This is a genomic window from Paraglaciecola arctica (assembly GCF_018861065.1).
GTDB classification, from domain to species: domain Bacteria; phylum Pseudomonadota; class Gammaproteobacteria; order Enterobacterales; family Alteromonadaceae; genus Paraglaciecola; species Paraglaciecola arctica_B.
Genome location: NZ_JAHKQO010000025.1, coordinates 25,566 through 46,826 on the forward strand (window position 1 = coordinate 25,566; position 21,261 = coordinate 46,826).

Below are 21,261 nucleotides of genomic sequence, written 5' to 3' on the forward strand. Positions count from 1 at the left end.
TGAGAAAAAGCGTGAAGAGCCTGCCCCAAAAATTGAATGTAAACAGTCAACAAGGTGTTGGCATGATTGAAGTGCTGGTTACTTTATTCATTTTATCTGTTGGCTTACTCGGTGTTGCATATTTACAGTTTGTTGGATCATTTACAAATTCTGAAGCCTTAAGTCGTTCACAATCAGTGTTAGTGGCTCAACAATTAACCGAACGTTTAAGAGCAAGCGCAGTGTTTTCTCCATTAGGTAAAGGGTTAGTGGTTCATAACGATTACTTTAACGAGGAGTTGTATAACTTTTCCGGCATGACTTGTACCGCAGGTCTGCCTCATGCTTGTTATTGTTTAGAACGACCAGACTCCATCCCTAACTGCAACGACAACGACTGTACCGCCTCTGAGTTGGCTGCTTTTGATGGTTACGAGGTTTCTTGCTCAGCCGTTGCTGCCAATCCAGAAATAGAAATTAGTTTAACATGTGAGTTGGATAACAACGCGGCTGATACAGATGCCTGTAGTGTTGGTTCCAAGCATATAGTGACCTTAAGTTGGCCAGTGGAAAATTGGCAAAATATCCAAAGAACCTTGAATGCAGATTGTAACGTTGATGAAACCATACCCCACGATTGTGTGACAGTGGATGTGACTTTATGAGAACTAGTAGTAACCAAAGTGGTTTTAGTCTTATTGAGTTGATGATATCCCTGACGCTGGGACTTATTGTGTCTGCCGCTGTCGTGCAAGTCATGATCAGCAACAATTCTACCGAACGGTTAAACAGGTCAATAGCATCTGCCCAAGAAAATGGACGTTTTATTATCGCTAGACTACGAAACGACCTCATCATGACTGGGCGTTACGATATGTTGCGCCCTGAACTCAACAAAGATGTGGATATTGTTGTTGAGGCCGCTTTTGTTCAGAACAATCCTATCCCAATTGTGGGCGATTTTAGTAATGGGCTGACCAAAGGGGCCAAAGAAGGCGCTGATGCAACGAGTGATACTTTGATGGTTATGCTGCAAGGTACCCAAGATTGCCGTGGCGCTTCTCATGGTTACAACAATGAAGAGTTTTTAGTGGTTAACGAGTATTTTTTAGATGGCACCTCGCTAAAATGCAGAGGGTTTGATGGCAGAGTGTTACGTGGCCTAAAGGCAGAGGTTGATGACGATACAGCCTACACTTTGTTAGATGATGTTTTTAGCTTTCAGGTTCAATATGGGATCACAGACAATATCGCGTCTCAAGACAACTCAGCTAGGCCGGTAAGGTTTATTGATGCCGATTCTCTAGGAGCAGAAAAAGCAGCTGGCGCCTTAGTTGTGGCGATTCGCGTAGCTGTTTTATTGAAAGCTGATTCTGATGTGATTATTAGTCCCGTTCCACAGTTTAAATTGCTCAACGAGGATTCGATTCAGCCCTCTGAAGCGAGGCTGTATAAACAATTTGAAACCACAATCACTTTGCGTAATAGCAAAAATTTCGCTCGAAGTAGAAATATATGAATTATCCATCAAAACAAAAAAACTCAGGAATGGTCATGGTATTTTCATTGCTGATCCTGATGAGCCTCACGATTTTAGGCGTTTCTTCAGTCTCAAGTAGTTTAATGCAAAGCAAAATGGCATCGTCAATGGAAAAACGTTCCCTTTCATTTGATGCGGCCGAGTCAGCGATTGCGGCTGTGATGTTTGAATCAGAAGATGAACTTCTGCTTAGCAACCCAGCTTTGGATGACCCACTATCTGCTGCAAGGGGCGGCACTTTATTAGATTTAGATGTGCAGGAGCTGAGTTGCTTTGAAGATGTCACTTGGACTAATAGAACCCTGACTAAAAATGGGTTGATAAAAAGTACTCAACATACTGCCGCGGGAAATTATACCGATAAGCCAGTCGTTAAAAGCTGGTCACGTGCGGCGTTTGTACGTGAGCAACCTTGTGTTGGTTCAAGCAATGTTATCGGTGGCAGTAATATCAGTTGTCACGTCTTTATTGTAAGAGGTTGTGGGCAACTTGATGATAGTAATTACGCCGTAGCCAATTCAGTTAACGCGTCAGTATTTGCGCCAGCAACCCAATAAGTGGTGGTTTTTATGAAATATATCAACAAAATTGTGGCAGTGACTTTGGCTGCTAGTCTGACGCTTTTTAGTAGTGTGAATTATGCAGATGATCTAGAGATATATCTAGGAACAGCAGGCAGTGAAGTTACTTATAATCCCAATGTGCTCTTTATTATGGATACGTCTGGCAGTATGACTGGCAAAGACGGAGGCTCTGAATCCCGGATGTTAAGAGTGCAAAATGCCCTCAAAGAAACCCTTAACTCAGTCACCAATATTAATGCTGGTTTGATGCGTTTTTCGGATTTTGGTGGCCCTGTTTTATATCCGGTTAGGCCAATTGATGATGCGGTCTCCCCTGAAATCATTACTTCAATTGCTCAAGCCACAGATGATGCTTATGAGATTTCCTCTTCAGTGAATACATCCAGTTCCAGCTTGAGACTATCTCAAGGTACCAACGAAGTGACATTAGGTCTTAGATATCAAGATCTTAATATACCTCGTGGTGCAGTGATTACTAACGCTTATATTCGCTTTAGTTCAACCGCTTTTAATAGCGGAGCAACCGATATTACCTTTAGTGGTGAAAAGGTAGGAAACTCCACTACTTTCAGTAATACAAATAACAATATCTCGGACCGCACCAAAACTACCAATTCAGTATTGTGGGACACAGACAATGATTGGCCAGTTTCAGGTGAAACTGTGGTTTCTCCAGATTTAAGCAGTGTTGTGCAGGAAATTGTCGATCAAGCAACTTGGTGTGGCGGAAACGCTTTAAACATTATTATTGACGGTCAAGGCATTAGCAGTAGTAGCGAACGCCGTTCTCCTGCATTTGAGGATGGAGAAGGTCTCACACCTCAACTGGTTGTTGTTTACGATGATTCTACCGCTACCGGTTGTGTTAAAGGGAAATTGAGCTACCAAGTTGATTCTCAAAGTAATAATGCTGAAGAGAAAAGTAACGGTTATCAATCAACCGGCACCGAACTGACACTTAGAGACAGCTCCAACAAATATATTGGTGTTAGGTTTAGAAACATTGCTTTACCGCAAAATGCGAGCATTACCAATGCATATTTGGAGTTTACTGCCTATCAAACTAGTTCTAGTTCTTATGCCAGCTTTAATATTTCCGGCGTCAATGAAAACGACCCAAGCAGCTTTAGTTCGTACCCTAGGTATCTGTTAAGAGATAAGTCAAAAACAGGAGCAGTTGCATGGACTGATATTCCTAGGTGGTATAAGAATTACACTTATCAAAGCCCTTCGGTCGCGACCATAGTCGAACAAATTGTTGGCCGTGGCGGTTGGGAGCCTGGCAACGATATGATGTTTGTATTTTCGAGTTTTGTGGGAATTCGAGGGGCTTATAGCTATAACGGCAAACCATCAAGTACAGTGAGTTTAGTCATTGAGTACGAAGGCAATGCCACGCCAGGTAGCACCTCAACAGTAAGGGAGCATCTCGTAAGTCAAGTGGATGCGATGAGTGCAAGTGGACTGACACCTATAGTTGATACTTTGTACGAGGCTGCTAGTTATTATGGTGGTCTACCGGTTTATTATGGAAAAACTCGTGGTCAGTCTTCAGTTTCGAGTACGGTGCGCCGTAATACAAGGGTGAGTCATAGATTATCCTACGTTGGATCTGATTCAGAATTACCCTCGGGATGTACCGCGGACAACCTCAGTAGTTCAGATTGTAAAAACGAATACATTCCTGGCGACCCCGTCTATATAAGTCCTGTTACAGACAAAGTCTGTCAGACCAATAACCATATCGTGCTTTTGTCTGATGGTGTGGCAAATAATAATCACAGTGTTACCGAGATCCAAAGTTTACTTGGAAAATCATGTACCGGCTCCAGTGGTGAAAAATGTGGTGTGGATTTGGTCAAGAACATTGGTGATGGCGACGAGTCGAAAATTGATACCCGAGTGTTTACTCACACTATTGGTTTTGCTGCAGGCTCAACCGCTAACGCCTTTTTGAACGATTTAGCGGTGAATGGTAACGGTGATTTTTATACCGCAGAAAATACCGAAGATCTGGTAGGGGTTTTTCAATCTATTTTAAAAACAGTTAAAGATGTGAACGCTACTTTTGTTTCTCCTGGGGTGGCGGTAAACCAGCTCAATCGATTAACCCATAACGACGAACTATATTTTGCGCTTTTCAAGCCTGCTGAGGGAACCATTTGGCCTGGAAATGTTAAGAGGTACAGACTCGATGGCTCAGAAATTTTAGATAAGAATGGTTTTAATGCGGTGGATAGCGTGACTGGGTTTTTTAATGATAGTGCCCATAGTTATTGGTCAGTGTTGGCTGATGGTAATGATGTACGCGAAGGTGGAACCGCAGGTAAAATGGGGCTGCCACGTGATACTTATACATTTGATGGCCCAGGTACAATTATCAACACCGGTAACTTATTGCATGAAGACAACAGTAATATAACGGTTGCTGACTTAGCCGTTGGCGCGTTATCAGATCCCGAAACGACTCGTGAAACCGTCATAAAGTGGGCTCGTGGCGTCGATGTAAAAGATGACGATGGCGATGACAGCACAACTGATGCTCGTCAGGCGATGGGAGATCCGATTCATTCTCAACCGGTAATAGTTAATTATTCCCTGACTGATAGTGCCGTGTTTGTGGCGACTAATCATGGATTTTTACACTCTTTTGATCCCGATACCGGTGAAGAAAATTTTGCGATTATCCCGAAAGACTTATTAAACAATTTGTATGACTTGTATCAAGACTCTTCGACTTTCTCACACATTTATGGATTAGATGGTGACATGGTACTGAGAACGGTTGGCAATAATATTTATCTGTATGTTGGCATGCGCCGCGGTGGCAATAATTATTATGCCTTTGATATCACTAGTAAAACTAACCCTAGATTGATGTTCAAAATAGATGGTGGAGTGGGAGATTTTGCTAACCTAGGGCAAACTTGGTCTAAACCCACAGTCACAAAAATCAAAGTGGGATCGACAACTAAAAATGTTTTGATATTTGGTGGTGGTTACGACGAAGACCAAGACAATAGATTACTTAGAAGTGCTGATTCTGTAGGAAACTCAGTATTTATAGTAGACGCTGATACTGGTGATTTGATTTGGTCAGCAGGTAAAACAAATAGTGATTTAAACCTGACACAAATGGAATACAGCATCCCAGCAAGGATTTCCGTTATTGACCGCGAGAACGACGGGTTTGCAGACCATATGTATGTTGCAGACACCGGAGGGCAATTGTTTAGGCTTGATATCCACAATGGAGAGTCGGTAGTTGATCTCGTTACCGGCGGCTTGCTGGCTGATTTTGGCGGCAGTGTAGAAGCAGATAATAGACGTTTTTATTATGGTCCTGATGTATCGGAGATCAGTTTAGGTACAGACCACTATTATGCTGTTGTACTGGGTTCTGGTTATAGAGCACATCCACTAAATGCTGTTATTAACGACCAGTTTTATATGATCAAAGACGAAGGTGTATTTACTTTTGATGAAGACGGTAATTTTGAATTGCCCTCCATCGCGCTAGGTACCAGTGATTTATATGATGCAACAAACCATTTATTAACATCGTCTGACTCGGTAGCAAAAGAGTTAGCGGTCGAGCAGTTTGCAGATTCACAAGGCTGGTTGATTAGTCTCAATACCGGAGGCGAAAAGGTGCTCGCTTCACCGCTGATTTTGGACTACCAAGTTATATTCACTACCTATTTGCCAGCGACGGCCAGTTCAAGTGAATGTGCCCCTCCAACGGGTAATAGTCGTGCGTATTTGGTAGAGTTAATTAACGGCAATTCAGTAGTGGATTTGAATCAGGACGGCGACCAACTACATGAAGATCGTTATGCTCAGCTAAAACAAACAGGTATCGCTCCAGACACTAAAATTTTGATTGAAGATATTATTAAGCCTATTATCTGCTTGGGTACCGAGTGTGCTTCTACCGTCTTTGAAGTTGACGAAGATGGAAACAAAGTTGGCTGTGGTTCAGACTTCGAGTGTTTGGCTGAAAACATTCACAGTTACTTTGAAAGGGTGCAGAAAAGTAGTTGGAAAACGGAAACCGAAAGACCATGAATACAGTACTAAAAATAACAAATAAACCGCAACAGGGCTTTTCATTAATCGAGCTAATGATATCGGTGGCTATTATTGGCATCATTGCCGCCATAGCTTATCCAAGTTATCAAGGGTTTATTGCTAGCACAAACCGAGGAGCGGCGCAGGCGGATTTAATGAGTCTCGCAGCCGCAATGGAGCGGCATAAGGCGGCTAGTTTCACCTACAAAGGAGCTGCCGAGTCGTCAGCAGATACGGGGAACCCTGCTATTTTTCACAAGCATTCGCCCTCCGCAGAACTGTATGCTAATCGTAAATACGATTTGTATATTAGTGAATCCAGCGGCAGCGCATTTTTAATTGAAGCTAAACCAGTATCAAGCTCTTCCCAAGCAGGTGATGGAAACGTAGCCTATTACAGTGATGGTCGTCGGGCATGGGATGCTAACAATAACGGTACTTACGGTTCTAGTGAATTTTGCTGGAGTTGTTAGATTGTGTATTTAGCACGTTGTGAAACGTGCGCTTTGGTTTGTTAGTTATCTTATCAATTAATTTGTTTCACCCGTCCTACTTCGCCACTCTCTAATCTGACCTTAATTCCGTGAGGGTGATTTGGCGAGTTGGTGAGAATTTTTTCGACTACACCTTCGGTTAAATTCCCAGTTCTTTGATCTTGCTTAAGCACAATAGATACCTGGGCACCAATTTTGACATTTGCTCGTTTAGTACCTTCCATCATTATTTCCTAGTTGTCTGTTTTAGTTATAGAAGTTCACCAGTCAATCTTTGAAAAAATGCATCACATTCTGGCTGGTGGACTATGTAAGTATACCTAGCATGTTTTATTAACCAATGATCTTGTTCGTATCGAGTCGCTAGCAGAAGTTAATGTTCAAAGGTACCCTTTTGCAAAAAGTGAACAGTTTGCTCCGCGACTTCTTGGTTGTAGCGCATTTGCGAATGTCCTACTTCTATGGTGATAAAGTCACTCATGCTGTTTAATTTGGTCGACTCCACAGAAACCAATCCGTCATTTTCGCCACTGAAATGCTTGCTAGTTAAGTCAGAGGATTGAGTGCCGGCAATCACGCCTATATTTACGTCGAGCTCTTTAATTTGATTGCCAAAGCTATTGGAGCCAGTTACCAGAGCTTGACTTACCCCCCCAGCTAATTGCATTAACCAAGATTCACTTAAGTGATCGGCCAATTCGCTGCCTTTGTTTGGGGTGCCCATGAGGACCACTTCACCCAGTTGATTGGCTTGCAAACTTTGCAGATTATTTTGTAAATAACTTCTCACCACTAAACCGCCTAACGAGTGGCCCACAAAGTGTACTTTGGGTGCACCTACTATACAGGCATTAATTTGCATTGTGGTTTGTTCTATAACCGCTTCAACACTTTTGCCTATGGATGAATAATCAAGGCGGCACACTTTATAGTTAGCATCTTCTAGCTTCTGCGCAAAGCGCCACATCGCCCAATCACTTCGACCTAAACCATGAGCCAGCACCACCAGTTCATCGCTCGGCTGATATTTAGGCGAGTTAGCGGCCAAGCTACTACAACCGGAGAATTGCATCAGTAGCAATACTGTTGCAGCCAACATTGCCTTGGTTAAGGTCTTTATTTTCATTGGTTTCTCTTGTGGTTATTTTTGTATTTGCTCATTTTTTGCAGTAGCACATCAAAGACAAATTTTACCTCGGGCATTGAATCTAAAGCAATGAATTGCCTGACATTACACTGGCCAGTTGAAAGATGTTTGTTGCTCCGACAGTGTCCATAGTCTGCTTAATACGGCTTGATCCAACACAAATGATTCAAGCTTACATTCACCCACTGGGCCGCCAAAGTTCAGCAAGCCTGTGGGGCCATAATAGGCTCGTTGTTTAAGGTCGTTTTCGGTGGCGCACATCACTTCTGGGTAAGCCCCTTTTTCGGCCGATTGAGCCATGCCAAGCTTAACCATGATTGACCATGAAATTCTGGTAGCCAAATTAGCCTTTTCATTGATCAGTGAAGTATTAGATGCGCCCGGGTGGCAAACGTACACTTTCACGTGTTTGTTTGCCCCTAGAATTTTGTTTTGTAATTCATAGGCGAACATCATCTGTGCTAGCTTGCTTTGGCTGTAAACTTTGTTGGGGTGATAGTTTTTGTTCCAGTTGATGTCGTCAAACTGAATACCTCGTAAGCCCATTTTATGGCCTTCGCTGGATACCACTACAATACGGCCTTTTGACGCTTCGAGTCTTGCAAAAAGCAATCCGCACAATAAAAAATGACCGTAATGGTTTACCCCTAACTGGCTTTCAAAACCGTCTACTGTCAGCTCTTGCTTGGCGATTTGGGCGATAGCCCCGTTACACATAAGTGCGTCTATCTGTGGCAGTTGCTCTAGTACTTGGGTGGCGGCGTTACGTACAGATGCCAGCTCAGCTAAGTCCATTTGGATAAAACTGACATCAGCGTTTTCACCAAATTCTTGCCTAAGTTTAGTCACGGCCCCGACAGATTTATTAGGGTTACGGTTAAGCATCACAACCTTAGCCCCTTTGGTTAGCAGTATACGTGTAGCCTGAAATCCTGCACCGGTGTTAGCGCCAGTAATCAAATAGGTTTTGCCCGCCAATGATGTGATCCGTTTTGGAGTCCAGCCCTGTGGGCCAAATTGTTTGTCAGTTGCCATAAGTTAAATTCCAATAATTTGCGAAAAGTATGCAGCCTTAGCTAGAAGCTAGCTAAGTAACAAGTAATAAATAACACGTAGAAACGGATAAGCCATCTCACTCTACTGGAAACTACTATAACTATCGTATGTGTCGATAAATAGGCGATATACTCTTTAAAATATGCCTATTTGTATCACAGCGTTGAGTCCTGACTTTTTTAGTGTTACTTTCTCGGCATGTTTTTGAATTTGATTGGTATAAGTACAGATCGAAATGAGCAACGGGTTATGAGCAAAAATAAAATTAAACACATAGTTCAAATAAAAATGAATGAAAGTGGCGTAAAAGGCGTAATCGAAACGGGCATTAAGGGTGTGCAATTATTTAAAGTCACTGAGTCGATGCGCTGCGCGCCAGCTGTGTACGAGCCTTGCGTGGTAGCCATAGTGAATGGCACCAAAGAAGCCATATTAGATGGTAAACATTTTATCTACGATGAAAATCATTATATGTGCTGTGCCATGTCTATGCCTGTTGAAGCAGGCACGCCTCAAGCCTCCCTAGACAATCCACTACTCGGGGTGATGATTTCGTTAGATACCAAAGTGATGACCGAATTAGCCATTGAAATGGCAGCGGGAGGTTTGCACAAGCCAAGTGCTAGTAGCTCTCAGCAAACGGACTCTTTTCAAACAGCTAGCGCCCAAAATATTAATCATCAAACTGCTAGTCACCAGACTAATAACCATCACACAGCAAGCCAAGGCTTAACACTGGCACAGTGGGACGACAGATTTACCGATGCACTATTACGTTTACTACAATTAGTAGATAACCCAGAGGGCGCATTCCTGTTGGGTGACGGCCGACTTCGCGAGTTGTATTACGCAGTATTAAAAGGCGGAGCAGGGGAATCGGCAATACGAGCTTTTGGGATAGGAAATGCCATTGCTCGCTCAATTGAGTACTTGTCTTCTCGCTTGCATGAAGTGGTGACCATAGACGACATGGCGGCTCAAGTCGGCATGAGCCGCGCGGTGTTACATCGAAAATTCAAACAGGCCACGTCTATGTCACCCATTCAATTTGTAAAAGCTATGCGCTTAAACACGGCCGCCATGAAAATAGCTGGTGGTATGAACGTCAACACCGCAGCCATGGAAGTGGGTTACCAAAGCTCTTCGCAATTCAGTCGCGAGTTTAAACGTTTATACGGACAATCTCCTAAACAGTGGAGTCAGGCTAAGACAATACCTGAAGGATTGGCGGTGCATTAGAAGCAGTGACTAGAAACTAGAATTAGTGGCTAGGAAAAGCAGAAGCAAAAGATAAAAATATTGAACCACAGAGGGCACAAAGAACACTGAGGAAATGTATTGAAAACAACGGTTAATCAACTTGTATCTTGAACCATCAATATTTTTCTGTGTAGTTTAGCGCTCTGTGAACTCGGTAGTTAGGTTTGTAATCTATTAAAGTTTACCATTTCGGTGTTTCCCCTTTCGTCATTCCAGCTATCTTTTGGGCTGGAATCTATTTTGATGTTGTCAACTTGGATCCCTGCTAGCGACATGCAGGGATGACGGGCTTAGAAGCAGAGTAGTTTAGCGCTCTGTGAACTCGGTAGTTAGGGTTGTAATCTATTAAAGTTTGCCATTTCGGTGGTTCCCCTTTCGTCATTCCAGCTATCTTTTGGGCTGGAATCTATTTTGATGTTGTCACCGTGGATCCCTGCTAACGACATGCAGGGATGACGGTCTTAGAAGCAGAAACTAGATTCTAGTAAATAGTGATTAGATAAAGTGTCGGTCATCAAACATTACTAATTGTCACTCGCGATTCTTCGTATTTTGTTTAGCTTTATTTACACAAAGTTTGACCGTTCAAACGCCTTTTTACGTTGCAACTAGGTAATAGTGTTCACCTTAGTAGGGCCTTGTGGCATAGTGTTTTCGAAAATTAATCACAGGAAAATAACCATGACAAAATGGAAAACAGCTAAAGTTTCACACTTTTTGCTTTATCCTTTGGCTGCTTTAGGTCTTGTTGCGTCAAGCCAAGGTTTTGCAAAAGAAGGCATGTTTACACCAGAACAATTACCTCTAATTAAAAATGATTTGGTTGCCACAGGTTTGGAACTACCACCAGAATCATTGACATCCCTAACGGAATTTCCAATGGGGGCGATTGTATCTTTAGGTGGCTGCTCTGCGTCTTTTGTGTCACCGCAAGGTTTGGTCGTGACCAACCATCACTGTGCGCGTGGTTCTGTTCAATACAACAGTACTGCTGAAAATAACTATTTAGTAAATGGCTTCGTTGCCAAATCACTTGACGAAGAATTACCTGCTGCGCCCGGTTCTCGAATTTATGTCACAGTCGACTTTAAAGACGTGACTAACGATGTGGTGGGTTCGTTAGATTCTAATCTAACTGGTCGCGAGCGATACGATGCCATCACTAACAACAAGAAACGCATCGTTGCCGAATGTGAAAAAGATCAGGGGCATCGTTGTTCTGTGCCATCTTTTCATCAAGGCTTAGAATATAAGTTGATCAAACAACTTGAGATAAAAGACGTACGTGTTACCTATTCGCCAGCTGATGCAATTGGCCAATACGGCGGCGATATAGACAACTGGATGTGGCCACGTCACACAGGTGACTTCGCTTTTTACCGGGCTTATGTGGGAAAAGATGGCAAACCAGCCGATTTTTCAAAAGACAACGTGCCTTACCAGCCCGCTCACACTTTGAAGGTTTCAGCCGCTGGTTTAGACGAGGGTGACTTTGCCATGGCAGTCGGTTATCCAGGCTCTACGCAACGTTACCAGCGTTTAGTGACTGTTAAGCATGTTTTTGGTTGGTCTTATCCACAGTGGATTACTGCGCTCGAAGATTGGATTGCGATGATCGAAAAAACAGCCCCTGAAGGCAGTGATGCACGAGTAAAATACGAAGCTTCATTAGCGGGTTTGAATAACTTTATGAAAAATACAGTTGGTCAAATTAAAGGGGCAAAACGAGTTGGTTTAGTGGATCGTCGAGCGCAACGCGAACAAGAGTTGTTAGCTTGGATTGGCAAGGTGCCAGAGCGTCAACAGTACCGTGATGCCATCGAGAAGCTCGACAAATTGGAAACTGAGATAAGTGCCTTTAATAAAGCTTCTTTCTTATATGGCAACGCTTCCCGTTCACAAATGTTAAGCACAGCTAAACGGCTCTATCGCTTAGCAATTGAAAAACAAAAGTCAGACGCTGATCGCGAACTAGGTTACCAAGAGCGCGACATGGGGCGAATTAAACAAGGTCTACAACGAATTGATCGTCGCTTCGATGCCGAAGTAGAGCAAGCACTTTGGTTAATGTTTATTGAAAAATATGCGGCGCAACAACAATCACAGCGTGTGGCAGCATTCGATAAATTTATTGGATTAGAAGGACAAAACTTCAACAAAGACAAGGTTGCAAAACAGCTAAGCTCGTTTTACGAACGTACAGTGCTTACTGACTTAGATAAACGTATTGCGTTAATGGATGCAACAAAAGAAGAACTTGAAGCCAGTGATGATCCGTTTATACAGCTTGCCGTTGCGACTTTTGACTATGGTCAAGAAATTGAAGACATAGAAAAGGTCCATGCCGGTAAACGCGCTAGTTTACGCCCGCAATATATGAAAGCTATCATTGATTGGCAAAGTTCTATGGGTAAATTAGCTTATCCAGACGCAAACTCAACCCTACGTGTTACTTACGGTAAAGTAATAGGTGGCTCGCCAAAAGACGGTTTGATTTACCAGCCTTTCACTAAATTAGAAGGCATTGTTGAAAAAGATACGGGTGAAGAGCCGTTTAATTCTCCAGAAAAGCAATTAAAGCTGATCAAAGCTAAACAGTACGGAGACTATGAGCTTAAAAGCCTTGGTTCAGTACCTGTGAATTTTTTGACCGATTTAGATTCTACTGGTGGTAATTCTGGGTCTGCCACGTTGAATTCAAAAGGTGAGTTAATTGGATTGTTGTTTGACGGTACCTTTGAGAGCGTGAATTCTGATTGGGATTTTGATCCAACTACCACACGCACCATTCACGTTGATTCTCGTTATATGTTGTGGGTAATGGAATATGTAGACGATGCTAAGCACCTTGTTAAGGAAATGACTATAGTGAAGTAAATCGCTTACATGTACAGGAATAGAAAGCCGAGTTCGAGTCAAATCAACTCGGCTTTTTTGTGCCTGGGTTTAATTCCTCTAAGGTTTAGTGGTACTTCGTTGTAAGGCTTCGTTGGGCAACGCAAGCAAATGAAATGACCTAGCTGCCGTAACCCGTACTCAAATATAATACATGACATAAATTCATGTGTTAATGAAATTAAACCATTTTTATTCATGTAATGAACCACGTATAAATCTCACTCTACTCTTCACTTTACACAATATTTAATTTGATTGTTAAAGAGGGAAGCCCCGCAAGAGTATCGAAAAATTCAGGTTTATAACGGAAAAATTGGATATCAGAACGCCATGAATAAAGGTTTTACATTTAATATCAAGAATATTTGTCTCGATGAAAACTATCATCCTGCGGACAATACACGTATTACAACTAACTTTGCCAATTTGGCAAGAGGTGAGAGTCGCCAGCAGAATCTGCGCAATGCGTTGAAGATGATTGACAATAGTTTTAATGCCTTAGCCTTTTGGGATAATCCTAAAGGTGATCGCTATAGTGTGGAACTTGAAATTATTTCAGTAGATATGGCGATAGAAAGCTGTGCTGAGGCTTTCCCATCAATTGAAGTGTTGAAAACCAATATTGTTGATCATAAAACCAACGAACGTATCGAAGGCATAGTTGGCAATAACTTTTCCTCTTATGTGCGAGATTACGACTTTAGCGTGTTGCTGGGGGATCATAACAAAGGACAAACACAATTTAGCATTCCGCCAAACTTTGGCGAGTTGCATGGAAAACTATTTCAATATTTTGTTAATTCAAATGCTTATAAACAGCATTTTAAAAAGCGACCTGTTATTTGCTTAAGTGTCTCAGATAACAAAACTTATCAGCGTGTTGAAAATCAGCACCCTGTATTAGGCTTTGAATATCAGCCCAATGAATCTAGCTTGACCGAGCAATACTTCAAAAAAATGGGCTTGCAAGTCCGTTATTTTATGCCTCCTAAAAGTGTGGCACCTCTGGCTTTTTACTTCTTTGGCGACTTGCTCAATGACTACAGTAACCTAGAGCTGATAAGCACTATCAGCACCATGGAAACCTTTCAAAAGATCTACCGGCCAGAAATTTACAATGCCAATGCGGTCGCTGGAAATTGTTACCAACCCAATTTAAAAAACAGTGATCATTCATTAACTCAAATTGTGTACGACAGAGAAGAACGCAATAAATTGGCTATCAAGCAGGGTAAATTTGCTGAAAAGCACTTCATCAAACCGTACCAAACGGTGCTTGAGCAATGGTCAGCTGATTATGCTCTGTAATATAAATTGTGCTCATAGATAAAGAGCCTTTAATAGACAACTTTATTCCATGCGGTTAAGCCTCGCATTTTAATAAATCAACAGGTACAGCAGTTTTACTTATGAAAACACCTATTTTAGCCCGACATCTTGAACAACAACTATTGCCTACATCAACCGCAGGTAGTTTGCCTAAACCGTCTTGGTTAGCAAAGCCTGAGGCGTTATGGTCGCCGTGGAAATTACAAGGCGAAGAGTTAGCCGAAGGTAAACGCGATGCGTTGTTAGTGTCATTACAATTACAGCAGCAAGCGGGTATCGACATCGTGAGTGACGGCGAACAAACCCGGCAACATTTTGTGACTACCTTTATTGAACATCTTACGGGTGTTGATTTTAACAGTCGCAAAATCGTTAAAATACGTGACCGTTATGATGCCAGTGTACCTAGTGTAGTAGGGGCGGTTTCCCGCCCTAAATCGGTATTTGTTGAAGATGCCAAACTATTACGTCAGCAAACGACAAAATCAATAAAGTGGGCTTTACCTGGCCCCATGACAATGGTTGATACCTTATACGATGACCATTATAAAAGTCGCGAAAAACTCGCATGGGAATTTGCGAAAATTCTCAATCAAGAAGCCAAAGAGTTAGAAGCTGTTGGGGTGGATATTATCCAATTCGATGAGCCTGCATTTAATGTGTTTTTTGAAGAGGTGAATGATTGGGGCATTGCGTGTTTAGAAAGAGCTATAGAAGGACTTAAGTGCGAAACGGCAGTACATATTTGTTACGGTTATGGCATTAAAGCTAACACAGATTGGAAAAAAACTTTGGGGTCGCAGTGGCGACAATACCAAGAAGTTTTTCCTAAACTGCAAAAGTCTAATATCGATATCGTTTCACTGGAATGTCATAACTCGGGTGTTCCAATAGAGTTAATCGAATTGATTCGAGGAAAAAAGGTAATGGTAGGTGCTATTGATGTGGCTAGCGACACAATTGAAACACCACAGGAGGTCGCCAATACCCTAAGAGATGTCCTTAAATACGTCGATGCCGACAAGTTATATCCCTGTACTAATTGCGGCATGGCACCCTTATCTCGTGATGTGGCAATCGGTAAACTAAAGGCTTTAAGTGCTGGTGCGGCAATAATTCGCAAAGAACTTAGTGCAGTTAGCTAATAAATTTAGAGATGCAAACTAGCGGGGATACAGGGAAGGAAGCGCTACCTAGTCGGGCAGCTATTAACCTTTAACTAAAAAGTTGTGCCAACATTCGTAAACCGGTAAGCAGCAATACTAATGCAAATATTTTCTTAAGTTTTGCTGCGTCTAATTTTGCCGCAAGTAACGCACCCAAAGGTGCGGTTAATACGGTAAAAGGTACAATACATATAAAACCGATTAAATTAACTAAACCATAAGTGCCAGCCGGTGCATCAGTTGGAGAGCTACCGAGTAGCAGCATAGTAAGCGCACCAGGTAGGGAAATCATTAATCCTATTGCCGCTGCGGTGCCTACTGCCTTGTGTGCGGGGTAATTAAAAAGCGTGAGTAATGGAACAGAGAGAGTGCCACCGCCAATTCCCACCATTGAACTAAAAAAACCAATGGAAGTACCTATTACTCTTTGTGTAGTTTGGCCTGGCAACTGTTGGTATAGCGCCGATTTTCCTGTTCTGAATAGCATATTTAATGCCGACAAGATGGCTATTACAGCAAACATAATAGAAAACAAATCACCTTCAAGACGTGTCACTAGCCAACTTCCTGCCAATACACCCATTAGAATAAAGATTGCCCAATGTTTAAGTAGAGTGAAGTCAACGTTACCTCTTTGGTAATGAGAACGAATTGAACTAACAGAAGTAGGTACTATGGTCGCCAATGAGGTAGCAGTTGCAATTAACATCGCTGATTCTGGTGAGCTTCCAAAGCTCTGGAACAAAAAAAATAGCACTGGCACAATCACAATGCCGCCACCTACGCCTAATAAGCCCGCTAAAATTCCAGCGAATATTCCAGTAGCGATCAATGCTAAAAAGGTGGTGATGTTACTTGTTATAAATTCAATACTATTCACTTACTACTTCTAATCTTTTTTAATGCTAATAACCAAACAGTACCTAACTTTATGTAAAGTGACGAGTTCAGTCTCAATTGACAGGTTTTTTATTAAAAAGGCTGCCGATTTTTAGCATAGGCAAGCAATTAACAACACTTTTTAAATTCTATTTATTCCAATACGGTCGATTGTAAGTAATCTAATAAGATGAATAAAAGTGATATGATTTCATTAATCAATGAGCATTGTTCATCATTATATCTAACATAAGGAGTGTACACGTGTTGGAGAGGATCCATTTAGAAATACTCACCGCAATAAAAGAACACGGAACGTTAACTAAGGCGGCTGATTCATTACATTTGTCACAATCTGCTTTGAGTCACAGTATCAAAAAACTAGAAGGGCAAATCGCCACTCCCATTTGGGAAAAAGAGGGGCGCAATTTACGTCTAACTGCGGCCGGAGAAAGAATTCAAACCCTTGCTAATCGCGTATTGCCGCAGTTTTTACATGCGGAACTATTGCTCAGTCAGATTGCGAAAGGTGAAGCGGGAGCATTAAGGATAGGGATGGAATGTCACCCCTGTTATCAATGGCTTCTCAGAGTTATTAGCCCTTATTTGCAGCGGTGGCCCGACATAGACATGGATGTAAAGCAGGAGTTTCAGTTTGGCGCCTTAGGTGCATTGCTTAGTTATGAGATAGATGTGCTAATTACCCCCGATCCCCTGTTTAAACCCAAGATAGACTACATTCCGGTTTTTGATTATGAACACCGACTAGTGGTGTCTGCGACGCACAAACTGGCTGAGCAGGACTTTGTTTTGCCAGAACAGCTAGGTCAAGAAGTACTGTTTAGTTACCCTGTTGAGCCATTGAGACTTGATATTTTTAGTCAATTTTTAAATCGAGCTAAGTGTTCGGTGAAGAAACACAAAATAATTGAAACAACTGAGATTATGTTACAGATGGTAGCTGCAGGCCGAGGTATTTGCGCTTTACCTGGGTGGCTTGTAGACGAATACTCCAAATCAATGCCGATTAAGAGCCTTCGCTTTGGTGAGAAAGGTATTAGTAAACAAATTTTTATAGGGATCCGCAAAGACGAACAACATATAGACTACTTAAACGATTTTATTAGCCAAGCTAAAAAGACAAAGTGATATTTTGACAGAGTTCGCAATAATCTTGGGCAATCAGGTTATTGTGAACTTAGTGTAAACTGCATTCTTGATACTCCGCATATGCAATGAACTAATTGTATGTCTGCGATATTCGATGTGAACAACCGCAACTTAAAGCAAGACTTCATTATTTTTATAGTGTTTTGAACTGAAATCTATTTTTTCGTTGTCAGTTTGGATCCCTGCTACGTCATTCCTGTGGTTCCCGTTTTGTCATTCCGGTGGCTCTCGTTTCGTCACTCTGGTGGTTCCTGTTTCGTCATTCCAGTGGTTCCTGTTTCGTCATTCCGGCGATGTTTTAAGCCGGAATCCATTCATTGTTGTCAATGTGAATCCCTGCTAACGACATGCAGGGATGACGGTATAAAAAGCAGTGGTTAGAATTTGGAAACTAGTTTCTATTTACACGTTACTACTATTCACATATTCCTTAAAAATCCTTACAATGGCCGCGTTTTTTGTTAGAGGTTCTTTACCTCAGTAAGGTCAAAATGTTTAAACCGTTTTCAAAATTGCTGGTTATGATTAATCTGTTGATCGCCTTTGTGGGGCAATCTATGGCTTATCATTTTATCGCCTTTGATGATGTTGACGCTAGTTCACAAACTCTTGAGGACACGTCTACTTTACATACGAAAACCTATCCACAAACAGAAAACAGCTCGCTAGTAAAACCGCAGCAGACACCCCCTCAAAGCAACAAGCTCGATAACAGTATCGATGGCACTGGCTTCAAGGCATCAGACGAAGTTGATGATTGCTGTGATGTTGACTGCTGTGACGGCGAATGCTTTTGCCCGGCGAACGCTTGTAGCTCTATGATTTTTATAGATAATACGCTTGCGCAGTCAAAATTTATATTTAACAGTGAGTCGGTGTTGTCATTTGTGCAAGCATCCCCTCAGTATATTGTTACCTCCTTGTATCGGCCGCCTATTTTTACCTCATAAACTGCTAATTCCACCCCCTAGAAAACACTAAAACTCGTTTAATTAATTGCGAAATTTTCGCAGTTTTTAGCATTATTTGAGGTAAAAAATGCTTACTAAATATTCTAAAGTCGCTATGGCTATGTTGTTAGCGCCGGCATTATCTTTCGCAAGTGAAGATGGCCAGCATCAAGATACTCATAAAGAAGCCCATGAAGAGCGCCGTACAGGTCACCAAGCAGATCACCAAGACGCTCACAATAAAGAAGACCATCACGATGACCATGAAGAAGATCATCATGATCATGGTGAAACTAAGATTGAAAAAATCCAAGTTACCGCATCACGACTAGGCCGAATTGTCACTGAGTCGGCCACCCGTACCGAAATTATCAACGGCGAAGAAATTCAAGAAAAAGCCCTGATGCGACCGGGCAATATTTCTATGCTGGTGGCCGAAACGGGTGGTGTGCGAGTACAAAATACTTCACCAGCTATGGGCAGCGCCAATATTCGTTTACAGAGTATGTATGGCCGCTATACCCAGTTACTCAGTGATGGTTTGCCTTTATATGGCGGGCAAACGGCTTCCATAGGTTTATTACAAATTCCACCTACGGATCTGGCGAATGTTGAAATTATTAAAGGCTCGGCATCGTCACTGTATGGTGGCTCTGCCCTTGGTGGGGTGATTAATTTGATTTCTCGCACGCCGTCAGATGAGTTTGAGGGGGAGGTGTTAGTAAACGCCACCTCAAAAAATGGCCAAGACCTAACTTCGTATTTTGCTGCACCTATTAACACCACCACCAGTGCTTCGTTAACCGCTGGTATTCACAATCAACAGCAACAAGATTTAGATGATGATGGTTGGCTGGATATGGCTGAATTTCAGCGTGCGACCATTCGCCCCCGTTTGTATTGGGAAGGGGAAAACGGCGAGAATTTGTATGTAACTGTTGGTGCCATGAAAGAACAGCGAAATGGCGGCACAGCAGAGGGATCTACCGTATCAGATGGTAATCCATTTGTGCAAAACCAAGATTCACTGCGCCTCGATAGTGGCTTTATTTTTGATAAGCCTCTGGCTAATGAGCTTAACCTAAATATACGAGGCTCGGCCATGCGCCAAGAACATGATCACGTATATGGCTTGGCTGAAGAAACCGACCTCCATCAAAGTTATTTACTGGAGTCCAGTGTATCGGGTTACAGTGATAAAACCGCATGGGTTGTGGGCGCGGCTTACCAAGTAGAGCGCTTTGAATCAGAAGATTTTGCCGAGTTTAATTATCACTACCAAGTGCCTGGATTGTTCTCGCAAGTGGATTATGAGGCCAGTGATGATGTGTCAATGTCGCTAAGCGCTCGCGCCGATTGGCATAGCGAATACGGCACTCAATTTAGTCCAAGGGTTTCTGTATTATACAACCCAGATAATTGGACCATTCGCGGTTCATACGGCCTAGGCTTTTTTGCTCCTACACCTTTTATCGAAGATATTGAAGACGCAGGTTTATCGCACCTAGCGCCTTTTGAAAATGTTATTGAAGAGCAAGCTACCACGGCTTCTATCGATATTACTTATCTGTTTGATAGTGTTGAAACTAGCCTGACATTATTTTCATCTGACGTGGATAATGTCACCGAGCTTGAAGTGATAGAACCGTTTGGCGCATTGGATATTCCGGCAGACTCAAACAAACAAGTGCGTATTGTTAATGCCTTAGGTGCCAGCGAAATACGCGGTGCCGAATTGCTACTTCGCTATCGCTGGCGTGACATAAAGTTAACGGGCAGTTATTTGTATACCGATGCCACTAAACAAAGTGAATCTGGCATGGGCCGCGAACCGCTAACACTCACGCCAAAACACTCGGCAGGTGCGGTGATAATGTGGGAAGAGCACGGCAGTCATTTAGTCGGGTTCGAAGCTTATTACACAGGTACTCAGCACTTAGAGGATAGCTCTTTTTCTGGGAGTAGCTCTAGTACAGGGCGCAGTAAAAGCGATGCTTATTGGCACTTAGGTTTACTCGGGCAAATTACTATTGGTAAAGTGAGTTATTTCTTAAATGCCGAAAACCTACTCAATGTGCGCCAAACCAAAGATCAATCTTTGTTATTGCCACAACAAGCCCCAAGTGGCCGTTGGACCACAGATATTTGGTCACGGAACGACGGCTTTACTGTGAACGCAGGTATTCGCTTCAAATTTGGGAATTAGCGGAGCTCAAGTTTGATATTTTAAATCGACAGACAGTCAGCGTTAAAAACTTTTATCGTTAAAAGCCAGAACGCAAACCTGTCTGTCGATTTGTCAAAAACAATCCACTTTTTATAACCAATATATTTGATATTCATGTAAAATAACCACTATGAAATATATCCATGCACTGTTTTTAATTGTTGCCCTTAGTGTCAATGCCTATGCTGGTAGTGACCTATGTTCGATGGAGCACGAGGTTATTTCTGAAGCTCCCCATGCAATGCCGTGCCATGAAATTGACCCACACCAAGAAAATAAGCAAGAACCAGAGCAACAACAAAAACAACAGGTTAAGTCTCATTTATGTGACTGTGACATGTGTGTTCAACTAATCAGTTCGACAAACATCATTAAATCTAATGCACTATTTAATGAAACCCCACGCTTTATTGATATCTCATATCAGTCATTAGCCAGCAGCCCTAAATACCGTCCTCCTATCTATTTTCTCAGTTAAAAAATTCCTGCTGACTATCAGCACTTTTTAATT

Annotated in this window: 17 protein-coding genes; 13 read left to right on the top strand and 4 right to left on the bottom strand. The window is 42.2% G+C overall.

Features of this window, described 5'->3' with window-relative positions; genetic code table 11:
* Positions 1-11: 11 nt before the first annotated feature.
* From KO534_RS09750 to KO534_RS09770, 5 genes are read left to right on the top strand one after another with little or no spacing between them, the layout of a single operon-like run.
* Complete coding sequence (locus KO534_RS09750; protein ID WP_215929464.1) at positions 12-644, top strand: prepilin-type N-terminal cleavage/methylation domain-containing protein; 633 nt, start codon at positions 12-14, stop codon at positions 642-644.
* Positions 641-1,498 carry a PilW family protein gene (locus tag KO534_RS09755; RefSeq protein ID WP_215929465.1) on the top strand — a complete coding sequence of 286 codons (858 nt, stop codon included), beginning with the start codon at positions 641-643 and terminating at the stop codon, positions 1,496-1,498. Before KO534_RS09750 ends, KO534_RS09755 begins: the two co-directional genes overlap by 4 nt.
* The gene (locus KO534_RS09760) at positions 1,495-2,076 is read left to right on the top strand and encodes a pilus assembly PilX family protein (protein WP_215929466.1); all 582 of its coding nucleotides are present in this window, start codon (positions 1,495-1,497) and stop codon (positions 2,074-2,076) included. The genes KO534_RS09755 and KO534_RS09760 overlap by 4 nt, the downstream gene beginning before the upstream one ends.
* Before the next feature lie 12 nt (positions 2,077-2,088).
* Complete coding sequence (locus KO534_RS09765) at positions 2,089-6,171, top strand: PilC/PilY family type IV pilus protein (RefSeq protein WP_215929467.1); 4,083 nt, start codon at positions 2,089-2,091, stop codon at positions 6,169-6,171.
* Positions 6,168-6,647: a type IV pilin protein gene (locus KO534_RS09770; protein WP_215929468.1), complete on the top strand. Its 480-nt coding sequence runs from the start codon at positions 6,168-6,170 to the stop codon at positions 6,645-6,647. The genes KO534_RS09765 and KO534_RS09770 overlap by 4 nt, the downstream gene beginning before the upstream one ends.
* A 53-nt stretch (positions 6,648-6,700) precedes the next feature.
* Here KO534_RS09770 and KO534_RS09775 read toward each other — a convergent pair whose 3' ends face one another.
* From KO534_RS09775 to KO534_RS09785, 3 genes are all read right to left on the bottom strand, one after another.
* Positions 6,701-6,892, bottom strand: a complete 192-nt coding sequence (locus tag KO534_RS09775; protein WP_215929469.1) for a YwbE family protein — start codon at positions 6,890-6,892, stop codon at positions 6,701-6,703.
* Between the two features lie 149 nt (positions 6,893-7,041).
* Positions 7,042-7,794, bottom strand: coding sequence for an alpha/beta fold hydrolase (locus KO534_RS09780; RefSeq protein WP_436836581.1), 753 nt, complete (start codon positions 7,792-7,794; stop codon positions 7,042-7,044).
* A 105-nt stretch (positions 7,795-7,899) separates the two neighbouring features.
* Positions 7,900-8,850, bottom strand: coding sequence for an SDR family oxidoreductase (locus KO534_RS09785; protein WP_215929470.1), 951 nt, complete (start codon positions 8,848-8,850; stop codon positions 7,900-7,902).
* Between the two features lie 270 nt (positions 8,851-9,120).
* On the opposite strand from KO534_RS09785, the gene KO534_RS09790 reads away from it, so the two are divergent.
* The 4 genes from KO534_RS09790 to KO534_RS09805 all read left to right on the top strand — a co-directional run bounded on the left by KO534_RS09790 (position 9,121) and on the right by KO534_RS09805 (position 15,503).
* Positions 9,121-10,110, top strand: a complete 990-nt coding sequence (locus tag KO534_RS09790; RefSeq protein ID WP_215929471.1) for an AraC family transcriptional regulator — start codon at positions 9,121-9,123, stop codon at positions 10,108-10,110.
* 702 nt (positions 10,111-10,812) lie between these two features.
* The gene (locus tag KO534_RS09795; protein WP_215929472.1) at positions 10,813-13,008 is read left to right on the top strand and encodes a S46 family peptidase; all 2,196 of its coding nucleotides are present in this window, start codon (positions 10,813-10,815) and stop codon (positions 13,006-13,008) included.
* Between the two features lie 351 nt (positions 13,009-13,359).
* Positions 13,360-14,337 (top strand): DUF1852 domain-containing protein, encoded by a 978-nt coding sequence (locus KO534_RS09800; RefSeq protein WP_215929473.1) that lies wholly within the window; start codon positions 13,360-13,362, stop codon positions 14,335-14,337.
* Positions 14,338-14,438: 101 nt separating this feature from the next.
* On the top strand, positions 14,439-15,503 hold the full coding sequence (locus KO534_RS09805) for a methionine synthase (protein WP_215929474.1): 1,065 nt from the start codon (positions 14,439-14,441) through the stop codon (positions 15,501-15,503).
* Between the two features lie 70 nt (positions 15,504-15,573).
* Here KO534_RS09805 and KO534_RS09810 read toward each other — a convergent pair whose 3' ends face one another.
* On the bottom strand, positions 15,574-16,395 hold the full coding sequence (locus KO534_RS09810) for a sulfite exporter TauE/SafE family protein (RefSeq protein ID WP_215929492.1): 822 nt from the start codon (positions 16,393-16,395) through the stop codon (positions 15,574-15,576).
* A 272-nt stretch (positions 16,396-16,667) separates the two neighbouring features.
* On the opposite strand from KO534_RS09810, the gene KO534_RS09815 reads away from it, so the two are divergent.
* From KO534_RS09815 to KO534_RS09830, 4 genes are all read left to right on the top strand, one after another.
* A complete protein-coding gene (locus KO534_RS09815; protein ID WP_215929475.1) occupies positions 16,668-17,552 on the top strand; it encodes a LysR family transcriptional regulator in 885 nt (294 codons plus the stop codon).
* Between the two features lie 542 nt (positions 17,553-18,094).
* On the top strand, positions 18,095-18,523 hold the full coding sequence (locus KO534_RS09820) for a hypothetical protein (protein ID WP_215929476.1): 429 nt from the start codon (positions 18,095-18,097) through the stop codon (positions 18,521-18,523).
* 88 nt (positions 18,524-18,611) lie between these two features.
* Positions 18,612-20,729: a TonB-dependent receptor plug domain-containing protein gene (locus tag KO534_RS09825; protein WP_252732060.1), complete on the top strand. Its 2,118-nt coding sequence runs from the start codon at positions 18,612-18,614 to the stop codon at positions 20,727-20,729.
* 151 nt (positions 20,730-20,880) lie between these two features.
* Positions 20,881-21,228, top strand: a complete 348-nt coding sequence (locus KO534_RS09830; RefSeq protein WP_215929477.1) for a hypothetical protein — start codon at positions 20,881-20,883, stop codon at positions 21,226-21,228.
* Positions 21,229-21,261: the final 33 nt, after the last annotated feature.

Bases quoted from the DNA above. Each gene is read 5' to 3' on its own strand.
- KO534_RS09755 (WP_215929465.1), top strand. From the start codon at position 641: ATGAGAACTAGTAGTAACCAAAGTGGTTTTAGTCTTATTGAGTTGATG.
- KO534_RS09760 (WP_215929466.1), top strand. From the start codon at position 1,495: ATGAATTATCCATCAAAACAAAAAAACTCAGGAATGGTCATGGTATTT.
- KO534_RS09765 (WP_215929467.1), top strand. From the start codon at position 2,089: ATGAAATATATCAACAAAATTGTGGCAGTGACTTTGGCTGCTAGTCTG.
- KO534_RS09770 (WP_215929468.1), top strand. From the start codon at position 6,168: ATGAATACAGTACTAAAAATAACAAATAAACCGCAACAGGGCTTTTCA.
- KO534_RS09775 (WP_215929469.1), bottom strand. From the start codon at position 6,892: ATGGAAGGTACTAAACGAGCAAATGTCAAAATTGGTGCCCAGGTATCT.
- KO534_RS09780 (WP_436836581.1), bottom strand. From the start codon at position 7,794: ATGAAAATAAAGACCTTAACCAAGGCAATGTTGGCTGCAACAGTATTG.
- KO534_RS09785 (WP_215929470.1), bottom strand. From the start codon at position 8,850: ATGGCAACTGACAAACAATTTGGCCCACAGGGCTGGACTCCAAAACGG.
- KO534_RS09790 (WP_215929471.1), top strand. From the start codon at position 9,121: ATGAGCAAAAATAAAATTAAACACATAGTTCAAATAAAAATGAATGAA.
- KO534_RS09795 (WP_215929472.1), top strand. From the start codon at position 10,813: ATGACAAAATGGAAAACAGCTAAAGTTTCACACTTTTTGCTTTATCCT.
- KO534_RS09800 (WP_215929473.1), top strand. From the start codon at position 13,360: ATGAATAAAGGTTTTACATTTAATATCAAGAATATTTGTCTCGATGAA.
- KO534_RS09805 (WP_215929474.1), top strand. From the start codon at position 14,439: ATGAAAACACCTATTTTAGCCCGACATCTTGAACAACAACTATTGCCT.
- KO534_RS09820 (WP_215929476.1), top strand. From the start codon at position 18,095: ATGATTAATCTGTTGATCGCCTTTGTGGGGCAATCTATGGCTTATCAT.
- KO534_RS09825 (WP_252732060.1), top strand. From the start codon at position 18,612: ATGCTTACTAAATATTCTAAAGTCGCTATGGCTATGTTGTTAGCGCCG.
- KO534_RS09830 (WP_215929477.1), top strand. From the start codon at position 20,881: ATGAAATATATCCATGCACTGTTTTTAATTGTTGCCCTTAGTGTCAAT.